This window comes from Cobetia sp. 4B, from assembly GCF_018831605.1.
GTDB classification, from domain to species: domain Bacteria; phylum Pseudomonadota; class Gammaproteobacteria; order Pseudomonadales; family Halomonadaceae; genus Cobetia; species Cobetia amphilecti.
Genome location: NZ_CP059843.1, coordinates 2,236,672 through 2,257,634 on the forward strand (window position 1 = coordinate 2,236,672; position 20,963 = coordinate 2,257,634).

Here is a 20,963-nt window from a genome sequence, read left to right on the forward strand (position 1 = left end):
GCTAGAAGCCGAGGCTATCCAGCAGATCATCGACCTCATCCTGACTGGCGACCACCCCCGGTGCATCGGCTCGCACCTGGGGGCCATTGAGCAAGGCGCCAGACTGGGCGTCCCCGGCGCCGGGGGCTGCCTGCTCATCCAGCGCCGAGGCTGAAAGTGCCGCTGCCGAAAGCCCCGCAGCAGCAGCCGGGGTGGCGGCCTGCCCGGAAGACGCCAGCGCCGAACGTGCATGACCCTCCGGGACATTGTCGAGCAGCAACTGCAACAGCTGCATCTCGATCTGCTGGATGACATCCATCATGCGCTTGATCACCTGACCGGTAAGGTCCTGGAAATCCTGCGCCATCATGATCTCGAGCAATTCGCTGTTGGTGGCGCTGGTCTGATCAGGCACCACGGCCAGATAGGCACGCGTGTCGATCACCAGCTCACGCGCCTGATCCAAGGCCACCGGCTCGGCAAACCAGGCGTCCCAGCGTCCGCTGAGCGACTTCGCCTCACTGGCCAGGGCATCCTGCAGCGGCTGGGCCCGCTCACAGGCATTGAGGGCACGATCTGCTGCCTGCTCCGTCTTGCTGGCCACATAATTGAGGCGATCACGAGCATCAGGGATCGCCTCGGCAGCACGTTCGATCTCGCGATCCAGCCCCAGCTCACGCATGTTGTCGCGCAGCATGCGCGTCAGCTGGCCGATACGCCGAATCAGGTCTTCGCTGCTATCCCCCGTCCTGGCGGGATTGGCCGCCCCATCGCGCGCCATCACACCAGGATCAGCGCCCGAGGATGACTGGGGTTCAGATGATGATTCCAGATGACTCATGACACCCTCCTTGATGTGACCAGCTACGCTGACCGCGCCAGCCTTGCCTAACCAGCGCGGCCCGACCAGCGTGGCCCGACCAACGTGGCCCGGCCAGCGTGGCGCGATGGCTCAGAGGCCGTGTTTCTCGAAGACCTTGCCCAGCTTCTCTTCCAACACCGCCGCCGTGAAGGGCTTGACCACATAGCCACTGGCACCGGCCTGGGCGGCGGCAATGATGTTTTCCTTCTTGGCCTCAGCAGTGACCATCAGCACCGGCAACGTGGCCGTGGCGGGATTGGCACGCACGCGCCTGAGCATCTCGAGCCCATCGAGGTTGGGCATGTTCCAGTCGGAGATCACCAGCTCGAAGCTGCCTTGATTCAGGAACTCCAGGGCCTGTTGCCCATCTTCGGCTTCCTCCACATTGGTGAAGCCGAGCTCCTTGAGCAGGTTGCGCACGATCCGACGCATGGTGGGAAAGTCGTCGACGACGAGGATTCGCAGGTTCTTGTCGGCCATCAGCGGTCGGGCTCTCTTCCAGAATCACATGAGGGAACGGCTGAAAATTCCAGCCTTGTGAGGGGGTTATCGGCCACAAGCTGGCAGACTTTACCCTCTGCGCCCATCTTCTTCTTGCCGGCAACTCACACCCACTTAACCTCCACGCCCAGGCAGATCGAAGCGGTCTAGACGCGTTGCGAACGCCCGGCCAGCTGTACCAGGTGGAGCAGTTGCCCACTGATGCGACTCAACGGCAACACGCTTTGTGCGGCCCCGAGCTCGACGGCTTCCCGCGGCATGCCGTAGACCACGCAGCTTTGCTCGTCCTGGGCGATGGTGTGGGCGCCGGCTTCGCGCATCTGCAACAACCCCCGCGCGCCGTCGCGGCCCATGCCGGTGAGGATCACGCCCACGGCGTTGCGACCGGCCACCCGCGCCACGGAATCGAACAGCACATCCACCGATGGGCGGTGACGATTGACCGGCGGGCGCTGATCGAGGGTGACCACATAGTTGGCCCCGCTGCGCGACAGCGTCAGGTGGGCGTCGCCAGGCGCGATATAGGCGTGCCCGGGCAGGATGCGCTCACCGTGCGCAGCTTCCTTGACGGCGATACGACACAGCCCATTGAGTCGCTCGGCGAACGAGCGCGTGAAGCCCGGCGGCATGTGCTGAGTCACCAGGATGGCCGGCGCATCCGCCGGCAACGACTGCAACACCGCGCGTATCGCCTCGGTCCCGCCGGTCGAGGCCCCCACCGCGATCAGCTTCTCGCTCGACAGCAATGGCCGGCGGCTGGCAGCAGCGATCGCAGGCGGGCTTTCCTTGTCCTGACTGACCGGGGCGGCGACCGAAGCGGCGACTGACCTGTCTGCCAGACTGGATGGATAAGGATTTGACTGTGCCGAATTGGACAGAACCGAGCCGGCCTGTACACCGCCAGCAGATGGCGACGTCACGGCGCGACCCGCAGGCCGCACACGCGCCCGCGCGGCGGCGCGAATCTTGTCGGCAATCGTCTCGGCATACTCGAGCATGCCGCCACGTATTCCCAGGCGCGGCTTGGAGACGAAATCCACCGCGCCCAGCTCCAGCGCGCGTAGCGTGATTTCCCCGCCGCGCTCGGTCAGCGAAGACACCATCACCACCGGCATCGGCCGCAGACGCATCAGGCGCTCGAGGAAGTCCAGCCCATCCATGCGTGGCATTTCCACATCCAGCGTCAGCACATCCGGCTCGTGACGCTTGATCAGGTCGCGCGCGACCAGCGGGTCCGGCGCGGTGGCCACGACCTGCATGTCAGGCTGGGCATTGATGATCTCTGCCATCAACTCACGAATCAGCGCGGAGTCATCGACACACAGCACACGGATCATGCGCCCGGCCCCGGTCTGGGACGTGCCTGCGCCAGCAGCTGCACTTGAGTTCGAATCTGATCTTGAACCAGCATTTGAGCTTGAGACCGAGCATGACGATGAAGCGGGGGTAGGCATCCAGACACTCCTGGAGAGTGGGTAAGGGAAAGGGAATCATCACCAGCCATCACGACGCATCACGCACCCTCCGTCCGGCGGCGAGACAGGGTATAGACCGTCTGGCCGCGCAGCGTGAAGGCATCATTGAGCCATGAAAAATTCTCGGAATGACCGGCAAACAACAGTCCATCGGGCTTGAGCATCAGCGCGAAGCGGTCCAGCAGACGTGACTGGGTCTGCTTGTCGAAGTAGATCATCACGTTGCGACAGAAGATCACGTCAAAGCCGCTACCGAGGTCCCAGTGGCTATCCAGCAGATTCAGGTGGCGAAAGCGCACCAGCTGCTTGATCTCCGGGCGCACCCTCACCTGCCCCTGGCGACTGCCGCTGCCACGCAGCATGAAGCGCTTGCAGCGTTGCTCACCCAGTTTGGCGATGCGCTCGAAGGGGTAGATGCCGAGTTCGGCTTCCTGCAGCGCGTCCGTGTCGATATCGGTGGCGATCAGCTCGACCTGGTTCGCCGCGGCCCCCAACACCTCGCGCAGCACCATCGCGATGGAATAGGGCTCCTCCCCGGTCGAGGCGGCCGCACACCAGATACGCAGCGGTGCCCGCTGACCCGACACCTGACGCTGCAGGCGCTCGCGCAGGAAGTTCTCGAGCATCACGAAGTGATGGGGCTCGCGAAAGAACGCGGTCAGATTGGTGGTCAGCGCATTGATGAAGGCAGGCCACTCGTCGTGGTCACTGCGACTCAGGCTGGCCTCCAGCATGGTCAGATAGTCATGGAAACGTGTCAGACCATGCACTCTGAGCCGGCGCGACAGACGGCTGTAGACCATCTCACGCTTGTGACGCGCCAGCACGATGCCGGCGCGCTGATAGATGAGGCGCGCGATGCGCTCGAAGTCGTCATCGGTCATCACCAGGTCCCGCCCGAGGGCGTGGGAAGCCGGTGACGGGGCGGACCAGACGGGTGGCGGCGTGAGATCTGTCACCGTCGCGGAGCCTGTGAGCCGCCAGGCACCTGCGCTCGAGTCGCGGCCTGAGCGTGCACAGAAGAAGATTGCTCGGCTGAGGCGTCCCCCGGCAGGCGTGCGGGAATCTGCTCCGGGCCTTCGCCGCCAAAGCGGAAGACGTTGACCGCGTGCGACAGCCCCGCGACCGAACGCTCGAGATCCTGCGCCAGATGGGCGCTGCTCATCACACGCTGGGCGTTCTGCTGGGTGGCCTGGTCCATCTCGTTGATGGCGGTATTGATCTGCTCGATGCCGCCGCTCTGCTCACGCGAGGCCGAGGAGATCTCGGCGATCAGGTCATTGACCCGCGAGATGCCGGTCACGATCGCCTCCATGGTACCGCGCGCCGCCTCGACCTGATCACCGCCGTCGCTGATCTCCCGCTGGGTGGTGTCGATCAGCGCCTTGATCTCGCGCGCCGCCTCGGCACTGCGAGAGGCCAGATTGCGCACCTCACCGGCCACCACGGCAAAGCCGCGACCATGTTCACCGGCGCGTGCAGCCTCCACCGAAGCATTGAGGGCCAGCAGGTTGGTCTGGAAGGCGATCGAGTCGATCACCTTGATGATGTCGGCCATCTTTTCAGAGGTGGCGGTAATCCCCTGCATGCGCACCACCACCGCCTGCATCGCCTCGCCACCTTCATTGGAGGAGCGCGTGGCATGATCAGCCAGTTGCGAGACCTGGATGGCATTGTCGGCATTCTGGCGCACGGTGCCGGTCATCTGCTCCATGCTGGCCGCCGTCTCTTCCAGCGATGCCGCCTGCTGTTCGACCCGCGCCGAGAATTCCTGATTGCCGTGTGCCATGTCGCCAGCGGCAGGCCTGACCACATTGATGCCCGCATTGACCTCGCTGACGATGCCGACCAGTGACTTGCGCATGTTGTCCAGCGCTCGCACCAGGCGTGCCATCTCATCATTGCCCGCCAGCGTCATCGACTGGGAAAGATTGCCCGCGGCGATCTGGCGCGCGAAATCCAGGGTGCTGCGCAGCGGACGCACCAGACTGCGGTAGGTACGCAGCGCCAACCACAGCGACACCACGCCCACACCAGCGAAGGCGATCCACAGCCCCCACTCCAGACGCGCATGGCTCGCCTCAAGCGCTTGTTGGCGCTGCTCGAGCGTCGCCAGCTGCGCCGCGGGTAGCTCGGCAGCAAGCTGGGTCAGCACGGTACGTGCATGCGCCTGGCTATCGGCCAGCACCTGCAGCAGCTCGCTGCCCATCAAGGCTCCAGCCACCAGCGGCAGTGCGGCCAGCAGCGCGATACGCGGCGCCATGCGCCACTGGGTGAGGCGCTGGAAGGCCCCCGTGAAACCAGCACGCACGATGCGACCCTTGCTCAAGCGATAGTCGCGCTTGCCCTGCTTGAGGCCCGCGTAGACCTGCTCGGCCTGGGCGATCTGCTCGCGACTGGCCTTGACGCGCACCGAGGCAAATCCCATCACCTCGCCCTGCTCGATCAGCGGCGTCACACAGGCGTCGACCCAGTAATAGTCGCCGTTCTCGCGTCGATTCTTGACCAGTCCCTGCCAGCTTTCGCCTTGCTTGAGCGTCGACCACAGATTCTCGAAGGCGGCCTCTGGCATGTCGGGGTGGCGCACCAGATTGTGCGGCGCACCGATCAAGGCATCACGCGTGAAGCCACTGACCTCGATGAAGACAGAGTTGGCGTAGGTGATGCGTCCCTTGAGATCGGTACGCGAGATCAGGTAGTCATGCTCACCAATGGGGTATTCCCTTGCCGTCACCGGCTGATTGTTTCGCATTGCCCTTGCTTAGCCTCGTACTCGTCACAGCGTGATCATCATTGACCCGGCGAGACCACTGACCGGCAGCACGACCGTCATTGCCCGGCACAGCCGCCCACGACCTTGTGGTGCACACCTTATCGGCCGCTGTCGGCCGTTCTTGAATGCAAGAGCGCCGCTGACCAGCAGGCCAGCGGCGCTCGATGCGATAGGGGCAAAAAAAGCTTGCGAGATCAGGCGAGCACACGCCGCAGGCAACATGCCGCCTATTGCGCCTGACTCATGCCGCGAGACAGCCGGTCATGCCGGCTGCGCCGCGGGCTCCATCAGCGCCATTTCATCACTGGTCATCATGTGCTCGATATCCATGATCAGCAGCATGTGATCATTGACGGTCGCCAGCCCCGCCAGGAAGTCACTGTTCATGCGCGCACCGAATTCCGGCGGCGGCAGCACCTGATCGGCCGCGAGGCTGATCACATCGGAGACGCCATCGACGACGATGCCGACCACACGCTCACCGATATTGATCACGATCACCACCGTCTGCGCGGTGTATTCAGCCTGGCCCAGTTGAAACTTCAGCCGCAGATCGACGATCGGCACGATGACGCCACGCAGGTTGGTCACGCCCTTGATGAAGGCCGGTGCATTGGCGATACGCGTGACGTTCTCGTAACCGCGAATCTCCTGCACCTTGAGGATATCCACGGCGTAGTGCTCCTCGCCGAGGCTGAATACCAGGTATTCGCCGCCGTCATTGACCTTGGAGGCGTGGTCCTGCGCCAGGCCGACATTGGACGTCTGCGCCGCGGCAACTTGAGTGTGAGACATGCTCATCTCCTGTCTGTGATGGGGTGGAGCTTCGCGCCGAGGCGCAAGGGGCGAGTGTGCGGCCGGTGAACGGCCATCGCCTCAGCTGACAATGGCGTCCCGGGGCATGATGGCGCCCTGGGGCATGGCGGACTCAGTGGCGACCTCTGCCTGCCGCTGCACCGCTGGCATCTGGTTGGCGAGACGATGCAGGTCCGAGACATCCAGAATCAGCGACACCCGACCATCGCCCAGGATCGTCGCCGAAGAGACGCCCGGCACCTTGCGATAATTCCTTTCGAGATTCTTGACCACCACCTGCTGCTGACCGATCAGCTCATCCACCAGCAAGGCGTAGTGGCGCCCCTTGCCCTGCACCACCACCACGATGCCCTGCTCGGGCTGGGTCTGGGCGCCCGGCACCGCGAATACCTCATGCAAGGCGACCAGACTCAGGTATTCGTCCCGCACCTTCAGCAGGCGATCATTGCCGACCATGCTGAACAGCATGTCGGCCTGCGGCTGCAACGACTCCACCACCACCGACAGCGGCAGGATGTAGATTTCCTCGCCGACGCGAATGGCCATGCCCTCGAGGATCGCCAGCGTCAGCGGCAGCACGATGCGTGTGGTGGTGCCCTGCCCGGTCACGGAGGCAAGCTCCACATGCCCGCCCAGCGCCTGGATATTGCGCTTGACCACATCCATGCCGACTCCACGCCCCGAGACGTCACTGACCTGCTCGGCCGTCGAGAAGCCGGGGGCGAAGATCAGCTGCCAGACCTCGTCGTCGCTCATGCCATCGCTGACCGCCAGGCCGTTGCTGCGCGCCTTGGCCAGAATGCGCGCGCGATCGAGCCCGGCGCCGTCATCCATCACCTCGATGACGATATTGCCGCCCTGATGGCGGGCAGACAGCGTCAGGGTGCCGTGGGCGCTCTTGCCCCTCGCCTCACGCTTGCTGGGCGATTCGATGCCATGATCGAGGCTGTTGCGCACCAGATGGGTCAGCGGATCGATGATCCGCTCGATCAAGCTCTTGTCCAGCTCGGTGTCATGCCCCTGGCTGACCAGCTCGACCTGCTTGCCCAGCCGCGAGGCAAGGTCGCGAATCAGGCGCGGAAACCGCGAGAACACGTAATCCATCGGCATCATGCGCACCGACATCACCGCTTCCTGCAGATCTCGTGCATTGCGCTGCAGCTGGCTGATGCCACTGACCAGCGCCGCCTGATCCGGCGGCGTGGTCGCCGATGCCGTCTGCTCCAGCATCGACTGGGTGATGATCAGCTCGCCGACCAGGTTGATGATGGTATCGACCTTGTCGACGCCGACACGGATGGAGCCCTGCTCGGTGGGCGCATCAGTGGCGCGCCGCCCCGGCTGGCTGCGTCGCTCGCCACTCGCCGGGGTAGCGGTAGATGGCCCTGCCACGGCAGCGGAAGACGACTCTTCCATGCCAGCGGAGGATGATTCTGCCGCGCAAGCAGAGGAAAGTCGTGGCGACGATCCTGCATCGACAGCCGCTTCAGCAGGCGCTGGCATGCCAGCAAGTTCGACCGCTGCGTCGTCAGCCATGCCGTCGGCGACGTCCTCGACCTGTTTTTCAGTCAGCTCTTCAGTCAGCGCTTCAACCTGCCCATCCGCTACGCCGCCCACTACGCCATCAACTACGTCATCAACCTCCGCTGGGGGAGCGGGTGTCGCGGGCTCGATCAGAATCTGCTCCGGCTCGATGACGAAGCACATTACTGCCTCGATATCCGCAGCGCTGACCGTGGTACTCACGATGACGCGACATACCTGCTCGTCACCGCTGCTGGAGATGACCTCACCGAGGTTGGCCAGCTCTTCGATCAGCAGTTCACGCTCGCGGTCGGCGACGAACATCAGAGTGACCGAGAGCAACGGCACACTTGCGTCGGCGCTGGGGTGTGACTCGAGCGCAGACGGCGTGGCCATATCGCTGCCGACTGGCGCAGACGCTTCGCCTGACGCCCCTGGTAGGCTCGGGCCATCAATGTCAGATGGCACTGGTTCGCTCGAGGCATCAATCACCGACGACTCCTCGCCCAGCTGCTTGAGCACCGCGACGATATGCGCGTAGGCCTCGGGGTCGGGGGACTGGGCATTGCGATAGGCCGCCAACTGGTCGTCGAGCATGTCCTTTGTCTCCAGAAAGCGATCGATATGCTGAATGCTCAACCGCAACTCGCCACGGCGGGCACGGTCCAGCAGGTTCTCGAGGTGATGGGTGGTGTCCTGCAGGACCGTGAAGCCGAAGGTCGCGGCACCGCCCTTGATGGAATGGGCCGCACGAAAGATGGCGTTGAGCTGCTCGGCATCCGGCGCCTCGACATCCAGCGCCAGCAGCAGGCGCTCCATCTCGGCCAGCAGCTCCTGCGCCTCCTCGAAGAAGGTGTCGTAAAACTCACTGATATCCATGCATGTTCTCGCTGGCTGTCATTGCGCTATCACACGGGAAGCGGCGCCGCTCAAGTTCTGACATGAGGCGCATTGAGCGCACTCAGCTGTCCAGCCCGGAGGCGACGGGGGTGTCGGCGACAGGACTGCCAGCGACGGGATTCGTCACGCGCACCGGGCTTGCCAGCTGTTCGAGACGCTCGCGCAGACTGTTGATGTCCTCGGCGGGCTTTGGATTGACGCCGTTGCTGTCGGTGATATCGCGATAGGCCGACTGGCTGAGCACCATCAGGCTGATGCGACGATTGATGGCGGCCTCAGGGTTCTGGCTGTCGAGGCTGATGCGCGAGCCCATGCCGACCACACGCACGATGCGCTCATAGGGCAGCCCACTGTTGCCCAGCACGCGGCGCGCGGCATTGGCGCGATCGGTGGAGAGCTCCCAGTTGCCGTAGCCGCCTTCACCGACAAAGGGACGATTGTCGGTATGCCCGGTGATGCTCAGATGATTGGGCAGCCGCTTGAGAATCGGCGCCAGCAAGCCAAGCAGCTGCGAGAGCTGTGGCGAGGGCTGCTTGCTGCCCAACGCGAACATCGGGTGCTGATCGCTATCGGTGATCTGGATGCGCAAGCCTTCGGAGGTCAGCTCGATCTGCAGCTGCTCACGCAGTTCGGCCAGGTCCGCGTCATCGGCCATGCGCTGCGTCATGGTGGTGTCGATCTCGTCGCGAATGGCGGCCATGCGGGAATCATCGGCAAGCGCCTGGCGCTGCAGGCGTTGCAGATCAGCGCCCTTCTCGCCCTGGGTCTGCTCGGCCATGAAGCCGCCGCCGGGAATGGCACTGCTGGAGGCCGAATTGCGATCGCCCCCCAGCAGCGAGACTTCCAGCGGCGCACCGAAGTAGTCGGAGATTTCCCGCAGGTCGTCATCCGAGGCATTCGAGATCACCCACATCACCAGGAAGAAGGCCATCATCGCGGTCATGAAGTCGGCGTAGGCGATCTTCCAACCACCGCCATGATGCCCTTTGACGATACGCGGCCGCTTGATGACGATGGGTCTGCGCTCTTCACTCATCGAGACCTCCGAGCTTCAGTCCAGAGACACCCACTGCCTCGACCACGACAGCCAGCGATACCTGTGTCACTGGCACGCAGGTGACGGACACGCTTGCGACTGACGCACTTGCGAGAGACGCACTTGCGACTGACGAACTGGCGAGAAACAGCAACGCCATATCAGCCCGCACCCTTGTTCTTGATCTCGCGTACATGCTCTTCCAGCTCGTTGAAGCTGGGACGCTCGGCGGTGAACAACGCCTTGCGACCGAATTCCACCGCGACCTGCGGAGCGTAGCCATTGAGCGAGGCCATCAGGATGACGCGAATGCACTGCATCATCTTCACGGCCTCATGCACCTCATGCTGGATCTTGTTGGCGACCGGCGTGACGAAGCCATAGGCCAGCAGGATGCCGAGGAAGGTGCCGACCATGGCATTGGCGATCAACACGCCCAGCTGGGCGGCGCCCTGGTCCGCCGAGGCCAGCGCATGCACCACCCCCATCACGGCGGCGACGATCCCGAAGGCCGGCAGGCCATCGGCCACCGCCGAGAGGGAATGCACCGGAATCTCGGTCTCGTGCTTGAAGGTCTCGATCTCGTGCTCCATCAGCGACTCGAGCTCGAAGGGGTCCATGTTGCCGCTGACCATCAGGCGCAGGTAGTCGGTGATGAAATTCATCAGAATGGGGTCGGAGAGCAGGCGCGGATACTCGGCAAACAAGGCGCTTTCCTGCGGGTTGTCGATGTCCTGCTCGATCGCCAGCATGCCCTGCTGACGGGCACGCGACAGCAGCAGATACAGCAGCCCGATGACTTCCATGTACAGGGACTTGTTGTAGCCACGCGTGCGCTTCAACTTCGAGAATGCCTTGCCGGTGGCCTTGATGGCCTTGCCGTTGTTGCCGGCCAGAAAGGCGCCGACGGCAGAGCCACAGATGATGAGCAATTCCGCGGGCTGCATCAGCACCGCCAGGTGCCCGCCCACCATCAGATACCCGCCCAGGGTGGACCCGATGACCACTAGATAGCCTATGAACAACAACACAATAACCCCCTTGGCATTCGGTCAACGTCGCATGAATCTGACTATCGGCGTCGCTGAGCATGTCTTTAGGGTCACGGCGGAATATTCGTTGAGGCAGTCGTTGCCGAAAGAGCCATGGTCGAAAGCACCATGGTCGAACAATCGGCAATGAGCCAGGCGTCAGAGCAATGGCGCACAACGCAAGAAGGCCTGCCCGGGGATGGGCAAGCCTTCTGGTCTTTGCACGCTCGTCTTGCTCGTTCGCCTGGCGCAATCCTGGCGCCTTCACTGACACGAGACAGCTATCAGCCGAGGCTAGCGACGGCTGCCGACTGCTCCAGTGCCAGTTCTTCACGGGCCTTGCGGCGGGCTGCCGTCTTGCCGGCACGCGATGGCGGCTGGCAGATGCCACACACGTAATCGTGTGATGGCGTGTGGGCGTGCACCACGAAATGGCCACTGCAGGTCTTGCAGCTGGCCACTTCCAGTAGATCACTTTCGAAAAAGCGCACCAGCGTCCAGGCGCGCGTGAGCGCCAGCACCGGCTCGTCTTCGCCGACATGCTCCAGGTAGAAGCGATATGCCTTGACGAAGGCGTTCATGCGCGACGCGCCCTGCGCCTTGAGCCGACGGTAGAAACCGTGGAACAGCGATGCATGCAGATTGGGCTGCCAGGTCATGAACCAGTCGGTGGAAAACGGCAGCATGCCCTTGGGCGGCGAGACACCACGAACTTCCTTGTACAGCTTGACCAGACGCGCGCGGCTGATCTCCGTTTCCGTCTCGAGCACCTGCAGGCGGGCCCCCAGTTCGATCAACTCTACTGCCAACTGCAGCTGTTGCAGTTCATCGACGAGACTTTTCTGGGTCATCCGCTGACTCCCCCCTGGCGAAGTCCAGCATCGTTCTGGCGCGCATTCAGCAGCATGGCAGTGTGCATCGCGCTGAAATCCTGGTCGCGTCCACCCTGCAAGACTCCCTTGAGTTGCGAGGCATCATCCAACGCCAGCTCGCACAGCAGTTGATTGCAGGACGACAACGACACCAGCTGACTGACACTCATGCCAGACAATAGATCCGCCATCTCTTGATCGAGACCCAGGCGTACCAGCGCCATTTCCGTATCTTCGACCAACAAGCGCTGCACAAGCAGAAGATACGACAGATTGACACTCTGTATATCATTGAGCAGTGAGGACATCATGATTCCCTGAGTGGTCTGATCGTCCCGAGCTACCGCCAACCCTGGCGCTCGACCGTCATTCCTTATGGTTTTGATGTGATGAAACGAAATACTCAATGGCGCCGGACCAGTGGCACCATGCGGGCTAGCGGCTTCATGACCAAATGAGCCACCCACTTTAAGATGGCGATTCTAATACTTAATCACGTAATGGACCAGACTCTTCATCAACATTTTTTTACATACCACTACGCTATATGCACAAAAGCTGCATCAAGCCGCCGAAATGGCAGCAAGGTGTGTCAGAAAAGCCCTCAATCTTGTCTTCAAGACGACTTGCATAATCACGATGCACCAGATTTGTCATACAAAGCAATAGCAAACGGATGGTGCGCACAGTGTGTTGCATTTTCGTGAAAGGCAGGCCTGACCCTTTCCCGCCACCCGGGGCATGCCTTGTACAATATCGAGCAATTGCCCCGAACGGGCCGCCAACAGGCAGCAAGTTACCCCTGCGTAAAGGCGAGGAATAACGCAATGTCAGCACTTGCCCAGATTGGGCTATCTGCTATTTCAACGCTGTGAGAGGACCCGCCAGCGGCTCGCCCAAATGGGCTTCTCTCGCCGCTTCAACACAATAAAACACTGCATATGAGGGTTCTGGCACAAACAACATGCAGGATCGAGCTGCATTTACAGGGCGACCCTCGGCGGAGTTTCAATACCGTATCCACGCAAGCAGTTCGCCTGATTGACGCTTTATTTAAATATTATAAATAAATTATATTTCTCGATATCCTGACCTATGGCGTGACGCCTGAAGTGTCACTACACACCTCCACAGTCGCCATGCAGTGGCATGCCATAAAAGCATTCGTCAGGGCTCAATGAGCAAGAATCGTACAAGGATGAAACATCATCCTGCAGAGCGGGACATTCGAGGATTTTACTCGCAAGGCGCCTTCTGTGAGCGATGCCTCTCTGCCCATAGCTCGGCGATCTTGACGACGACCTGCATCAAGGCTGTAGGCAATTCCTTGCGTGCCGGCAGGCCGGTGGCCAGCATTTCGACCAGCTCGGGCATTTCATGCACGCTCAGACCCAGCGAATTGGCCCGCTGCTGGATGCGCTGCCCCAGCCTCTCACCCTGGGTATGCATGAAATCCGTCGCTTGCTCTGCCGTGGCCCGAGGGGCATCGACAGATGTGCCATCAGAAGACGCGGGCGTCTCATGATCAGGCACTGCATCGACGGGGCGTACGTGCACCCTGGGCGCCATCCCGGCCAGACCTTGCGCGAGCGCATGCTGCAGTTCGCGCAAGGCCGCATCACGCTCGCCTGCGTTGCTGGAGGGTTGCGTCAGTCGCTCTATCTCGACCACCAATGCCACAGGCGCAGCGAGCTGATACCAGGTCAGCTTCAGGGCAAGCGTTGCCCGCGTGGCAGTATCACTGCTCTCACTGCTCCTGCTTTTCTCCCCCCTCTCACTTTCCGCACTTTCCACACTACCGGGCGCTGGCGCCTGCCCTTCGCCCTGCTCCGCATTGTCTCGCGCCGCAAGATTTTCCGGCTCGGAAGTCACCTGTGGTTTGCGATCAGTGCCCTCCTCGCCATCGCTGTCGCCTGCCACCAAGGTCAGCGACATCTTCCACTGTTGAGCCTCGCCGTGATCACTGCGGCGACTGTCAGGTGTGGCGTCATGCGCAGCCACGGGCGTCACGGCCAATGGCGCTGTACGTCGCTCCTCCTCATCCCGCGAGCGATGCCGATAAGGCGGCCCCGGGAAATAGAGGCTGAAGAAGACATGCAGGCCGGGCATCAACAGGCCCTGCCAATGGAAGGGCTGACCCAGAATCAACAACAGCTGTTGCTGCACCAGCCCGCTGGCAAGGGCGTCAGAGCCACTCGCCTGGCGAGACACATCAGAGGCGGCAGATTGAGCGACGCCCAATTGCATGTTGGCGCGATAGGCACCCAGCGCACTGGCTTCATGGGCGCCGGCGCCCTGTCGGGCCGCGTCAATTCCATCCGGCGGCAAGAGCATGTCACTGCTCGGGCGAGCCATGCCCGGGCGCGACTCACGGCGCAGCTCTGCTCGCATGCGCCAGACAAAGGCGTCCTCGCGTGTCGCCTCCCAGGGGATGAAGCGCGCCTCCGCCAGCACCGGCCATTGCCGCCAGGCCAACAGAGCCTCCAATCTGGCATTGGCGAGCTGCGGATGACCGGCGAGGTCGACCAATCCCAGCCGATTCTCGACCCAGGCGAGCAGGTCCGCTTCGTAGAAGAGCCCGCTCTGGTGAATCTGCTGGCTCAAGGCCGCCGACAGACTGAGAAGCGATGCGCTGGACAACGCCATGGGCGCCAGAAGACCGGGCAAGGGCTGGCCGCGCGCCAACAGAGACACCAGCGACTGCCCTTCCGGCAGCGCCAACCCGACCCGCGCGGACGGCGAGCCACTGGCTACCAGCTGTGACAGGGCATCGAGCAAACGCGACATCGTCTGTGTCTGCGTCGTCAGTTCGACGGAAGCACCGGACGGCGGGAGGGAAGAGGAAGCTGACGCGAGGTCGCCAGCGGGAGAAGTGGAGGCTTGCGAGGCTGTCAGCAACGCTGCGCTGGCATTCAATGACGGGGCCGCAGGCCTTGCGCCTGAGCCTGTACCAGTTCCCGTCTGGAAGAGCGGATTGGCGCCATTCTGGCCGCCACTTCCCTTGCCATCTTCCGCCCCCAGCCCCTGGCGCGACTGGAGAGCGGAGGTCGGGAAGACGACACCGGAGTCCGCCGGCGGCGGGCGTTGTGCCGCCCTCCCCAACACCTGATGGAGCAGACTATCGATCAAGGGATTGATGCCGCTCATGTCGTGCAATCCTCATTGCCCGGGGAGGCCGTCAGGGAGTCATGCGCGAAGCCTTGGAGGCTCGGCTCTCCCCGCGCCCGATCAAGCCTTGCTCTGCTGAGCCTGGCCGCCCTGATCGTAACTTGCCTGGTCTTGGCTGCTCTGATCTTGGATGTTCTGGCCTTGGCTACTGTGACCTCAGCTATTCTGACCGTAGCTGCCCTGGCCATAGCTGCGTGCCAGCTTGCGGCGCGTACCCACATCCCCGAGCACTTCCTGCAACTGACTCTGGCGCGCCTTGAGCTGGACGGTCAGCTCTGATTCCAGCGTGGTCAGCGTGCGCAGGCGTTGTTCCAGTGCCCTGCGCGTCTCGGCGCTGCCACCTCGCGGCATGCGCAGTTGCTGCATCTTCTCGATATAGCTGGCCTGCCCGCCGAGTACCGCGGGCCAGTCACCCAGGCGTGCCGAGCGCAGCATGGCATTCATCTGCTCCAGCAGCTCATCGCATTGCTGGAAGGTGTCATCGGCGAGCAGTGCATTGCTGTCCATGGTCAGTCCAATCCCTTGTCGTGTACGGCAATCTGACGCCAGGCGTCTCCCAGCTCGTTGAGCAGGCGACGCGCCTCGTCGAGCTTTTCCGGGCTGTTGCCCAGGTTGGCCTGCATGATCAGGCGCGCGATGTAGTCATACATGCGATCAAGGTTGGTCGCGACCTCATTGCCCTGCTCATGATCCAGACAGGCACGCAGACCTTCGGTGACGATGCTGGTCGCCTTGGCCAGCGACTGCCCCTTGGCGGCCACGTCGCCGGCCTCCATCTGCAGACGCGCCGCCGCCAGCGCACGGTCTGCTCCCTCGAACAACATCACGATCAACTGGTGTGGGCTGGCGGAAAGCACACCGGATTCCACGCCGACACGGGCATAGGCATTGGCGCCACGATAGCGACTCATGGTGATTGGGTTCCCTTGTTCATGGCGTTTGTCAGTATCTCTGTCAGATATGGAGCCGTCGTCGGCATGCCGTCTCGACTGCGGGCATCGCCGGATTCATCGAATCTCGCGAGCGCATGGCGGATGGCCTGGGTCAGTGACCAGTGACCAATGACCAATGACCAATGTCTCAGGGCATCAGCCACCGATCAGCCCGTCATGTCCCAGCTGTTCTCCAGCGTTTCCAGCTGACTGGTCAGGTAGTCACTGGTGGATGTCAGGTTGGCCACCAGGATGTCGAGTTCAGTGAACTGCTCCCGATAACGCTCGATGGTGGCCTCGATGGTGTCTTCGGTCTGCTCATACTGACTGGCGAGACTCTCCAGTGACCCCTCGATGCCTTCCGTGGTGCTTTCCAACGTGCCGTCTTCCCCGACCACCTCCTCCAGCAGACTGGACATCTGGCTGGCGAAACCGCTGGTGCCCGCCTCATCATCGGAGATGAAGAACCCCGACATCGCCGCCAGCTGCTCACTGTCGGCAGCCTCGATCACGGCACTGTCGAATTCGAGCTTGCCATCGTTGGTACGGCTCACTCCCAGCGAGGAGAGCGCATAGAAATCGCCCTCACTGGTGAAATTCAGCGCCGAGGTCAGGCGACTCTCGATGGTGCGCAGCGTCGAATCGCCCAGCAGTTCTCCCGCGGTCCCTTCATCGGCATTGAAGGCGGTGTAATTGTCGATGGTGTCCTGCAGGTCGTTGTAGGCATTGACGAAGGTCTCCATCGCCTTGCTTACCGACTCGGCGTTCTCCTTGACGGTGACCACGCTCGCAGTCGTGTTGGTCTCGCTCAGCGTCAGGGTCAAGCCATCCACGGCATCATCGATGACATTGGAGGTGGCTTGCATGCTGATGCCGTTGACGCTGAATTCGGCATTGCGCGCTGCGACGACTTCCTCCATCCCGCTGGCTGAAGGATCATTGCTTGTCGCGTCATAGCTCGCCGGGTCATGGCTGAGCAGGCTATCGAGCTCTGCCACCTCACCGCTGGTCGAGAGGCTCATCACCGCCTCGTTGCCCGTTTCATCCGAGGTCATCACCAAGCGATACGGCGTGTCAGAGCCATCATTGACGATCGAGGCCGTGACCCCGAGGCCCGCCTCATTGATGGCATCACGAATGCCTTCCAGCGTGTTGTTGCTTTCGTCGATGACGATCCTGGCGCTGCGCTCGGCGTCCGCCGCATAGCTGCCATCACTGGCCAGCGTGCCCAATGACAGCGTCAGCGTGGTCGCGGTGCCATCACCGATGGCCTCGTCACGACTCGCCTGGCCCGTCGTCGCCAGACTCTGCGCCTGCGCCAGCTGGGTGACAGCGACCGAATAACTGCCCGCACTCACTTCCGAGGTTGCCGTGGCACTGACGCCCGAGCCACTGGCGGTGGTCGTCATGCCAGCATAGGTCTCGGCATCGGCCAGCGCCGCGGCGGCGGTATCCAGGGATTCCAGACGACTTTGAATCGTGCCCCAGGCCGACAACTCGGCCTCGTAACTTGCCTGCTGGGTCTCGATCGGCGTGAGCTTCTGACGCTCTGCCGTCTCCAGATCCGTCAGCAGACTGTTGAGGTCGAGCCCAGAGCCAATCCCCAGCGATGAAATCGTCGCCATATGCACCTCTCGATAGGGTGAAGGTATTTTCACATGCCCGCTGAGTCGCCATCAGGCGAAAAAGCACGCATACCGGGCGTATTTGTCTGTCTGAGTGTTGTGGCTATCGGCACAGGGTTCGTGAACTTGAGAGCTTTCTTGTGCAGACGTTGTCTTGTGTGAGCGCCTTCTTCTTTCGACCGCCTTCTTCTTTCGGCCACCTTCTTCTTCCGACCATCTTCTTTTTCGATCACCTCCCGAGCACACCCCGCATTGGACCTCAGACTACAGAAAGGTAGTCACCCTACAGCGCCTACGACGTATCGCTTACCGCACCGCAAACGTTTGCGGTTCATAATTGGCGCCATTGTGAACCAGCGGATTCAGACACTGGATCGACTCATTCCTGCTTTACCCAAGGACTGCGACGTGAAACGACACGGCATCTTGAACGGACCTCTCAGTGGCCACCTCGCCCGTCTCGGCCATACCCACACCGTGGTGATCGCCGACGCCGGCCTGCCGATTCCCGAGGGCGTGCCCTGTGTCGATCTCGCGGTGGTGCCCGGCCTGCCTGCCATGCTGCCGGTGCTGGACGCCCTGCTGGCCGAGCTGTGCATCGAGGCCACGACCCTGGCCGAGGAGCTGCCGGTCAAGAGCCCCTCCTTCCATGACGCCATCGTCGAACGTCTGGACACCTTGGACCGCCTGTCCATGGCACCGATTACCCGCCAGCAGCTCAGTCATGAAGCCTTCAAGGCGGCGCTGCCCGAGGCGAGCGTCATCGTGCGCACGGGCGAGTGCACGCCGTACGCCAACGTGATCCTGCACTGTGGAGTGCCCTTCTGATGCAGAGCCATGCACAACCGCGGGTGCTGATGGCACTCAAGGGCATCGACAAGGGCTTCTCCGGGGTCAGCGTGCTCAAGGGTGTCGACTTGACGCTGCGCGCGGGGCGCGTGCATGCGCTGGCCGGCGAGAATGGCGCCGGCAAGTCGACGCTGATGAAGATTCTCTCCGGCGTCTATCGCTACGACGCCGGCACGCTGTGGCTGCGTGACGAGGAAGTGGTCTTCACCACCCCACGTCAGGCGATGGACAGCCGCATCGCCATCATCCACCAGGAACTCAATCTGGTGCCGGGCCTGTCCGCCGGCGAGAACATCTTCCTCGGCCGTGAGCCACGCACCGCGCTGGGCACCGTCGACTGGAAGCGCCTGCACCGCGATGCCCGCCAGCTGCTCGACCGTCTGCGCCAATCGCTGGATTCCCGCACCGCCGTCAGCGAGCTGAGCATCGGTCAGCAGCAGATGGTCGAGATCGCGCGTGCGCTGTCGCTGGACGCAGAAATCATCATCATGGATGAGCCCACCGACGCGCTGACCGACATCGAGACCGAGATTCTCGCCGAGGTCGTCGCGGAGCTGCGCGCCGAAGGCCGCTCGCTGGTCCTGATCACCCACCGCCTGAACGAGATCTTCAGCATGTGCGATGAAGTCGCCGTGCTGCGCGATGGCCAGATGATCCACCAGGGGCCGACGGCGGAACTGGATGAAGATGGCCTGATTCGCCTGATGGTCGGTCGCGAGCTGGCCGAGCGCTACCCTTACACGCCCGCCAGCCCTGATGGCGAAGTGATGCTTGAGGTGAAAGATCTCGAGGCACCGGGCGTCAAGGGCATCAGTTTCTCTGCCCGTCGCGGAGAAGTGCTCGGCTTTGGCGGCCTGATGGGCGCCGGGCGCACCGAACTGGCCCGCGCCCTGTGCGGCGATACCCGTATCAGCGCCGGCAGCGTGCAGCTGCATGGCCAGCCGGTGCGGTTTTCCTCGCCGGCCGAGGCATTGGCCGCGGGCCTGGTGTATGTGCCGGAAGACCGCAAGCAGGCGGGCCTGATTCTCGCCCACTCGGTGGCCAGCAACATGTCGTTGAGCGCCCTGCCGAGTTTCTGTGGCGCGTTCGGGCGCATTCGCCATGGCGAGGAAGCCGCCGCCGTCGAAAGCTTCGTCAAGAGCATGCAGATCAAGGTCAGCAATACCGACCAGCCGGTCGATACGCTGTCCGGCGGCAACCAGCAGAAGGTGTCGCTGGCCAAGGCACTGATGCCGGCGCCGGAGCTGGTGATTCTCGATGAACCGACCCGTGGCGTGGATGTCGGCGCCAAGCGCGAGATCTACCTGCTGATCAACGAGCTCAAGCGCCAGGGCAAGTGCGTGCTGCTGATCTCCTCGGAGATGCCCGAGCTGCTCGGCCTGGCCGATCGCATTCTGGTGGTCGCCGATGGGCGCATCTCCGGCGAATTCAGCCGTGAGAACGCGACCCAGGAAGCGATCATGACCGCGGCCTCGGGCCTCGAGAGCCCCCTCAGCAGTGGCAACGACGCCGCGAATGGCACATCAATGTCCAGCGCTGCATCACGCGATACCGTCCGCCCGTCTTCTACCCCCGATTCCTCCGCTTCCCGCCACGAGATGCCGAACTGATGTCTACTCCTTCTTCCTCTGCCGCCAGCGGCCGCCGCCTCGACGTCATGCGCCTGCTGGTCGACAACAAGGCGCTGATCGCGTTGGCCCTGTTGATCGCCGTGAGTGCCGGCCTGTCCGACAACTTCCTGTCGTCTGACAACCTGCTCAACGTGCTTCGCCAGACCAGCATCAATGCCATCATCGCCATGGGCGTGACCTTCGTCATTCTCACCGCGGGTATCGATCTGTCCGTCGGTGCGGTACTGGCGCTGACCGGCGCCTTCGCGGCCTCGATGACCGCCGCCGGCCTCTCCCCCTGGTTGAGCGTGCCGGGCACCATCATCGCCGGTGCCGGCCTGGGTGCCATTTCCGGCCTGTTCGTCGCCTTCGGTCGCATCCAGGCCTTCATCGTCACGCTGGTGGCGATGACGGTGCTGCGCGGTGCCACGCTCGTCTACACCGATGGTCGTCCGGTCTCCATCGGCGTCAGCGAAGCCGCCGACAGCTTCTGGAATCTGGGCGGCGGTTACTGGCTCGGCGTGCCGATCCCGATCTACATGATGTTCTTCGTCTACGTGCTGTGCTGGGGCGTACTGCATCACACCCGCTTCGGGCGCCACGTCTATGCGGTCGGCGGTGGTGAGAAGGTCGCGCGCCTGTCCGGCATCAACGTCAATCGCATCAAGATCAGTGTCTATGCCATCGCGGGTGCCTTCGCGGCACTGGCGGGCGCCATCCTCGCCGCGCGTCTGGGCTCGGCACAGCCGAATGCCGGCACCGGTTACGAGCTGGACGCCATCGCGGCGGTCGTCATCGGCGGCACCAGCCTGATGGGTGGCCGTGGACGCATCTTCGGCACCCTGATCGGGGCACTGGTGATCGGCGTGCTCAACAATGCGCTGAACATCATGGGCGTCTCCAGCTACTACCAGATGATCGCCAAGGGCGCCGTCATACTGCTCGCGGTACTGATCGACAGCCGCGCGCAGAAATAGAAGAGCAAGTACCGCAGAAATAGAAGAGCAAGT

Annotated in this window: 18 protein-coding genes; 3 read left to right on the plus strand and 15 right to left on the minus strand. The window is 62.7% G+C overall.

Annotated elements, in window-relative coordinates; translation table 11 throughout:
- Position 1 precedes the first annotated feature (1 nt).
- The 15 genes from cheZ to fliD form a co-directional block, all read right to left on the minus strand.
- The gene (gene cheZ / locus H2O77_RS09410) at positions 2 to 760 is read right to left on the minus strand and encodes a protein phosphatase CheZ (RefSeq protein WP_215824550.1); all 759 of its coding nucleotides are present in this window, start codon (positions 758 to 760) and stop codon (positions 2 to 4) included.
- Positions 761 to 931: 171 nt separating this feature from the next.
- Positions 932 to 1,321, minus strand: a complete 390-nt coding sequence (cheY, locus tag H2O77_RS09415) for a chemotaxis response regulator CheY (protein WP_131432094.1) — start codon at positions 1,319 to 1,321, stop codon at positions 932 to 934.
- A 167-nt stretch (positions 1,322 to 1,488) separates the two neighbouring features.
- The gene (locus H2O77_RS09420) at positions 1,489 to 2,679 is read right to left on the minus strand and encodes a chemotaxis response regulator protein-glutamate methylesterase (RefSeq protein WP_215822761.1); all 1,191 of its coding nucleotides are present in this window, start codon (positions 2,677 to 2,679) and stop codon (positions 1,489 to 1,491) included.
- 176 nt (positions 2,680 to 2,855) lie between these two features.
- On the minus strand, positions 2,856 to 3,701 hold the full coding sequence (locus H2O77_RS09425; RefSeq protein ID WP_215822763.1) for a CheR family methyltransferase: 846 nt from the start codon (positions 3,699 to 3,701) through the stop codon (positions 2,856 to 2,858).
- Between the two features lie 71 nt (positions 3,702 to 3,772).
- Positions 3,773 to 5,569 carry a PAS domain-containing methyl-accepting chemotaxis protein gene (locus H2O77_RS17910; RefSeq protein WP_240548564.1) on the minus strand — a complete coding sequence of 599 codons (1,797 nt, stop codon included), beginning with the start codon at positions 5,567 to 5,569 and terminating at the stop codon, positions 3,773 to 3,775.
- A gap of 282 nt (positions 5,570 to 5,851) precedes the next feature.
- Positions 5,852 to 6,385 carry a chemotaxis protein CheW gene (locus tag H2O77_RS09440; protein WP_215822765.1) on the minus strand — a complete coding sequence of 178 codons (534 nt, stop codon included), beginning with the start codon at positions 6,383 to 6,385 and terminating at the stop codon, positions 5,852 to 5,854.
- An 81-nt stretch (positions 6,386 to 6,466) separates the two neighbouring features.
- Positions 6,467 to 8,809 (minus strand): chemotaxis protein CheA, encoded by a 2,343-nt coding sequence (cheA, locus tag H2O77_RS09445; protein WP_215822767.1) that lies wholly within the window; start codon positions 8,807 to 8,809, stop codon positions 6,467 to 6,469.
- An 82-nt stretch (positions 8,810 to 8,891) separates the two neighbouring features.
- Complete coding sequence (gene motB, locus H2O77_RS09450) at positions 8,892 to 9,866, minus strand: flagellar motor protein MotB (protein ID WP_215822769.1); 975 nt, start codon at positions 9,864 to 9,866, stop codon at positions 8,892 to 8,894.
- Positions 9,867 to 10,027: 161 nt separating this feature from the next.
- Complete coding sequence (gene motA, locus H2O77_RS09455) at positions 10,028 to 10,897, minus strand: flagellar motor stator protein MotA (protein WP_176677172.1); 870 nt, start codon at positions 10,895 to 10,897, stop codon at positions 10,028 to 10,030.
- 284 nt (positions 10,898 to 11,181) lie between these two features.
- Complete coding sequence (gene flhC / locus H2O77_RS09460) at positions 11,182 to 11,748, minus strand: flagellar transcriptional regulator FlhC (RefSeq protein WP_054556600.1); 567 nt, start codon at positions 11,746 to 11,748, stop codon at positions 11,182 to 11,184.
- Positions 11,745 to 12,077, minus strand: a complete 333-nt coding sequence (gene flhD, locus H2O77_RS09465; RefSeq protein ID WP_166018115.1) for a flagellar transcriptional regulator FlhD — start codon at positions 12,075 to 12,077, stop codon at positions 11,745 to 11,747. Before flhD ends, flhC begins: the two co-directional genes overlap by 4 nt.
- Before the next feature lie 928 nt (positions 12,078 to 13,005).
- Positions 13,006 to 14,916: a hypothetical protein gene (locus H2O77_RS09470; RefSeq protein WP_215822771.1), complete on the minus strand. Its 1,911-nt coding sequence runs from the start codon at positions 14,914 to 14,916 to the stop codon at positions 13,006 to 13,008.
- A 177-nt stretch (positions 14,917 to 15,093) separates the two neighbouring features.
- The gene (locus H2O77_RS09475) at positions 15,094 to 15,444 is read right to left on the minus strand and encodes a flagellar protein FliT (protein ID WP_215822773.1); all 351 of its coding nucleotides are present in this window, start codon (positions 15,442 to 15,444) and stop codon (positions 15,094 to 15,096) included.
- Between the two features lie 2 nt (positions 15,445 to 15,446).
- Positions 15,447 to 15,848: a flagellar export chaperone FliS gene (gene fliS, locus H2O77_RS09480; RefSeq protein WP_054556596.1), complete on the minus strand. Its 402-nt coding sequence runs from the start codon at positions 15,846 to 15,848 to the stop codon at positions 15,447 to 15,449.
- 188 nt (positions 15,849 to 16,036) lie between these two features.
- Positions 16,037 to 17,494: a flagellar filament capping protein FliD gene (gene fliD, locus H2O77_RS09485; protein WP_215822775.1), complete on the minus strand. Its 1,458-nt coding sequence runs from the start codon at positions 17,492 to 17,494 to the stop codon at positions 16,037 to 16,039.
- Positions 17,495 to 17,902: 408 nt separating this feature from the next.
- On the opposite strand from fliD, the gene rbsD reads away from it, so the two are divergent.
- From rbsD to rbsC, 3 genes are read left to right on the plus strand one after another with little or no spacing between them, the layout of a single operon-like run.
- Positions 17,903 to 18,322, plus strand: a complete 420-nt coding sequence (gene rbsD, locus H2O77_RS09490) for a D-ribose pyranase (protein ID WP_107334721.1) — start codon at positions 17,903 to 17,905, stop codon at positions 18,320 to 18,322.
- A complete protein-coding gene (locus H2O77_RS09495; protein WP_215822777.1) occupies positions 18,322 to 19,953 on the plus strand; it encodes a sugar ABC transporter ATP-binding protein in 1,632 nt (543 codons plus the stop codon). The genes rbsD and H2O77_RS09495 overlap by 1 nt, the downstream gene beginning before the upstream one ends.
- Positions 19,953 to 20,930, plus strand: coding sequence for a ribose ABC transporter permease (rbsC, locus tag H2O77_RS09500; protein WP_107334720.1), 978 nt, complete (start codon positions 19,953 to 19,955; stop codon positions 20,928 to 20,930). The genes H2O77_RS09495 and rbsC overlap by 1 nt, the downstream gene beginning before the upstream one ends.
- Positions 20,931 to 20,963: the final 33 nt, after the last annotated feature.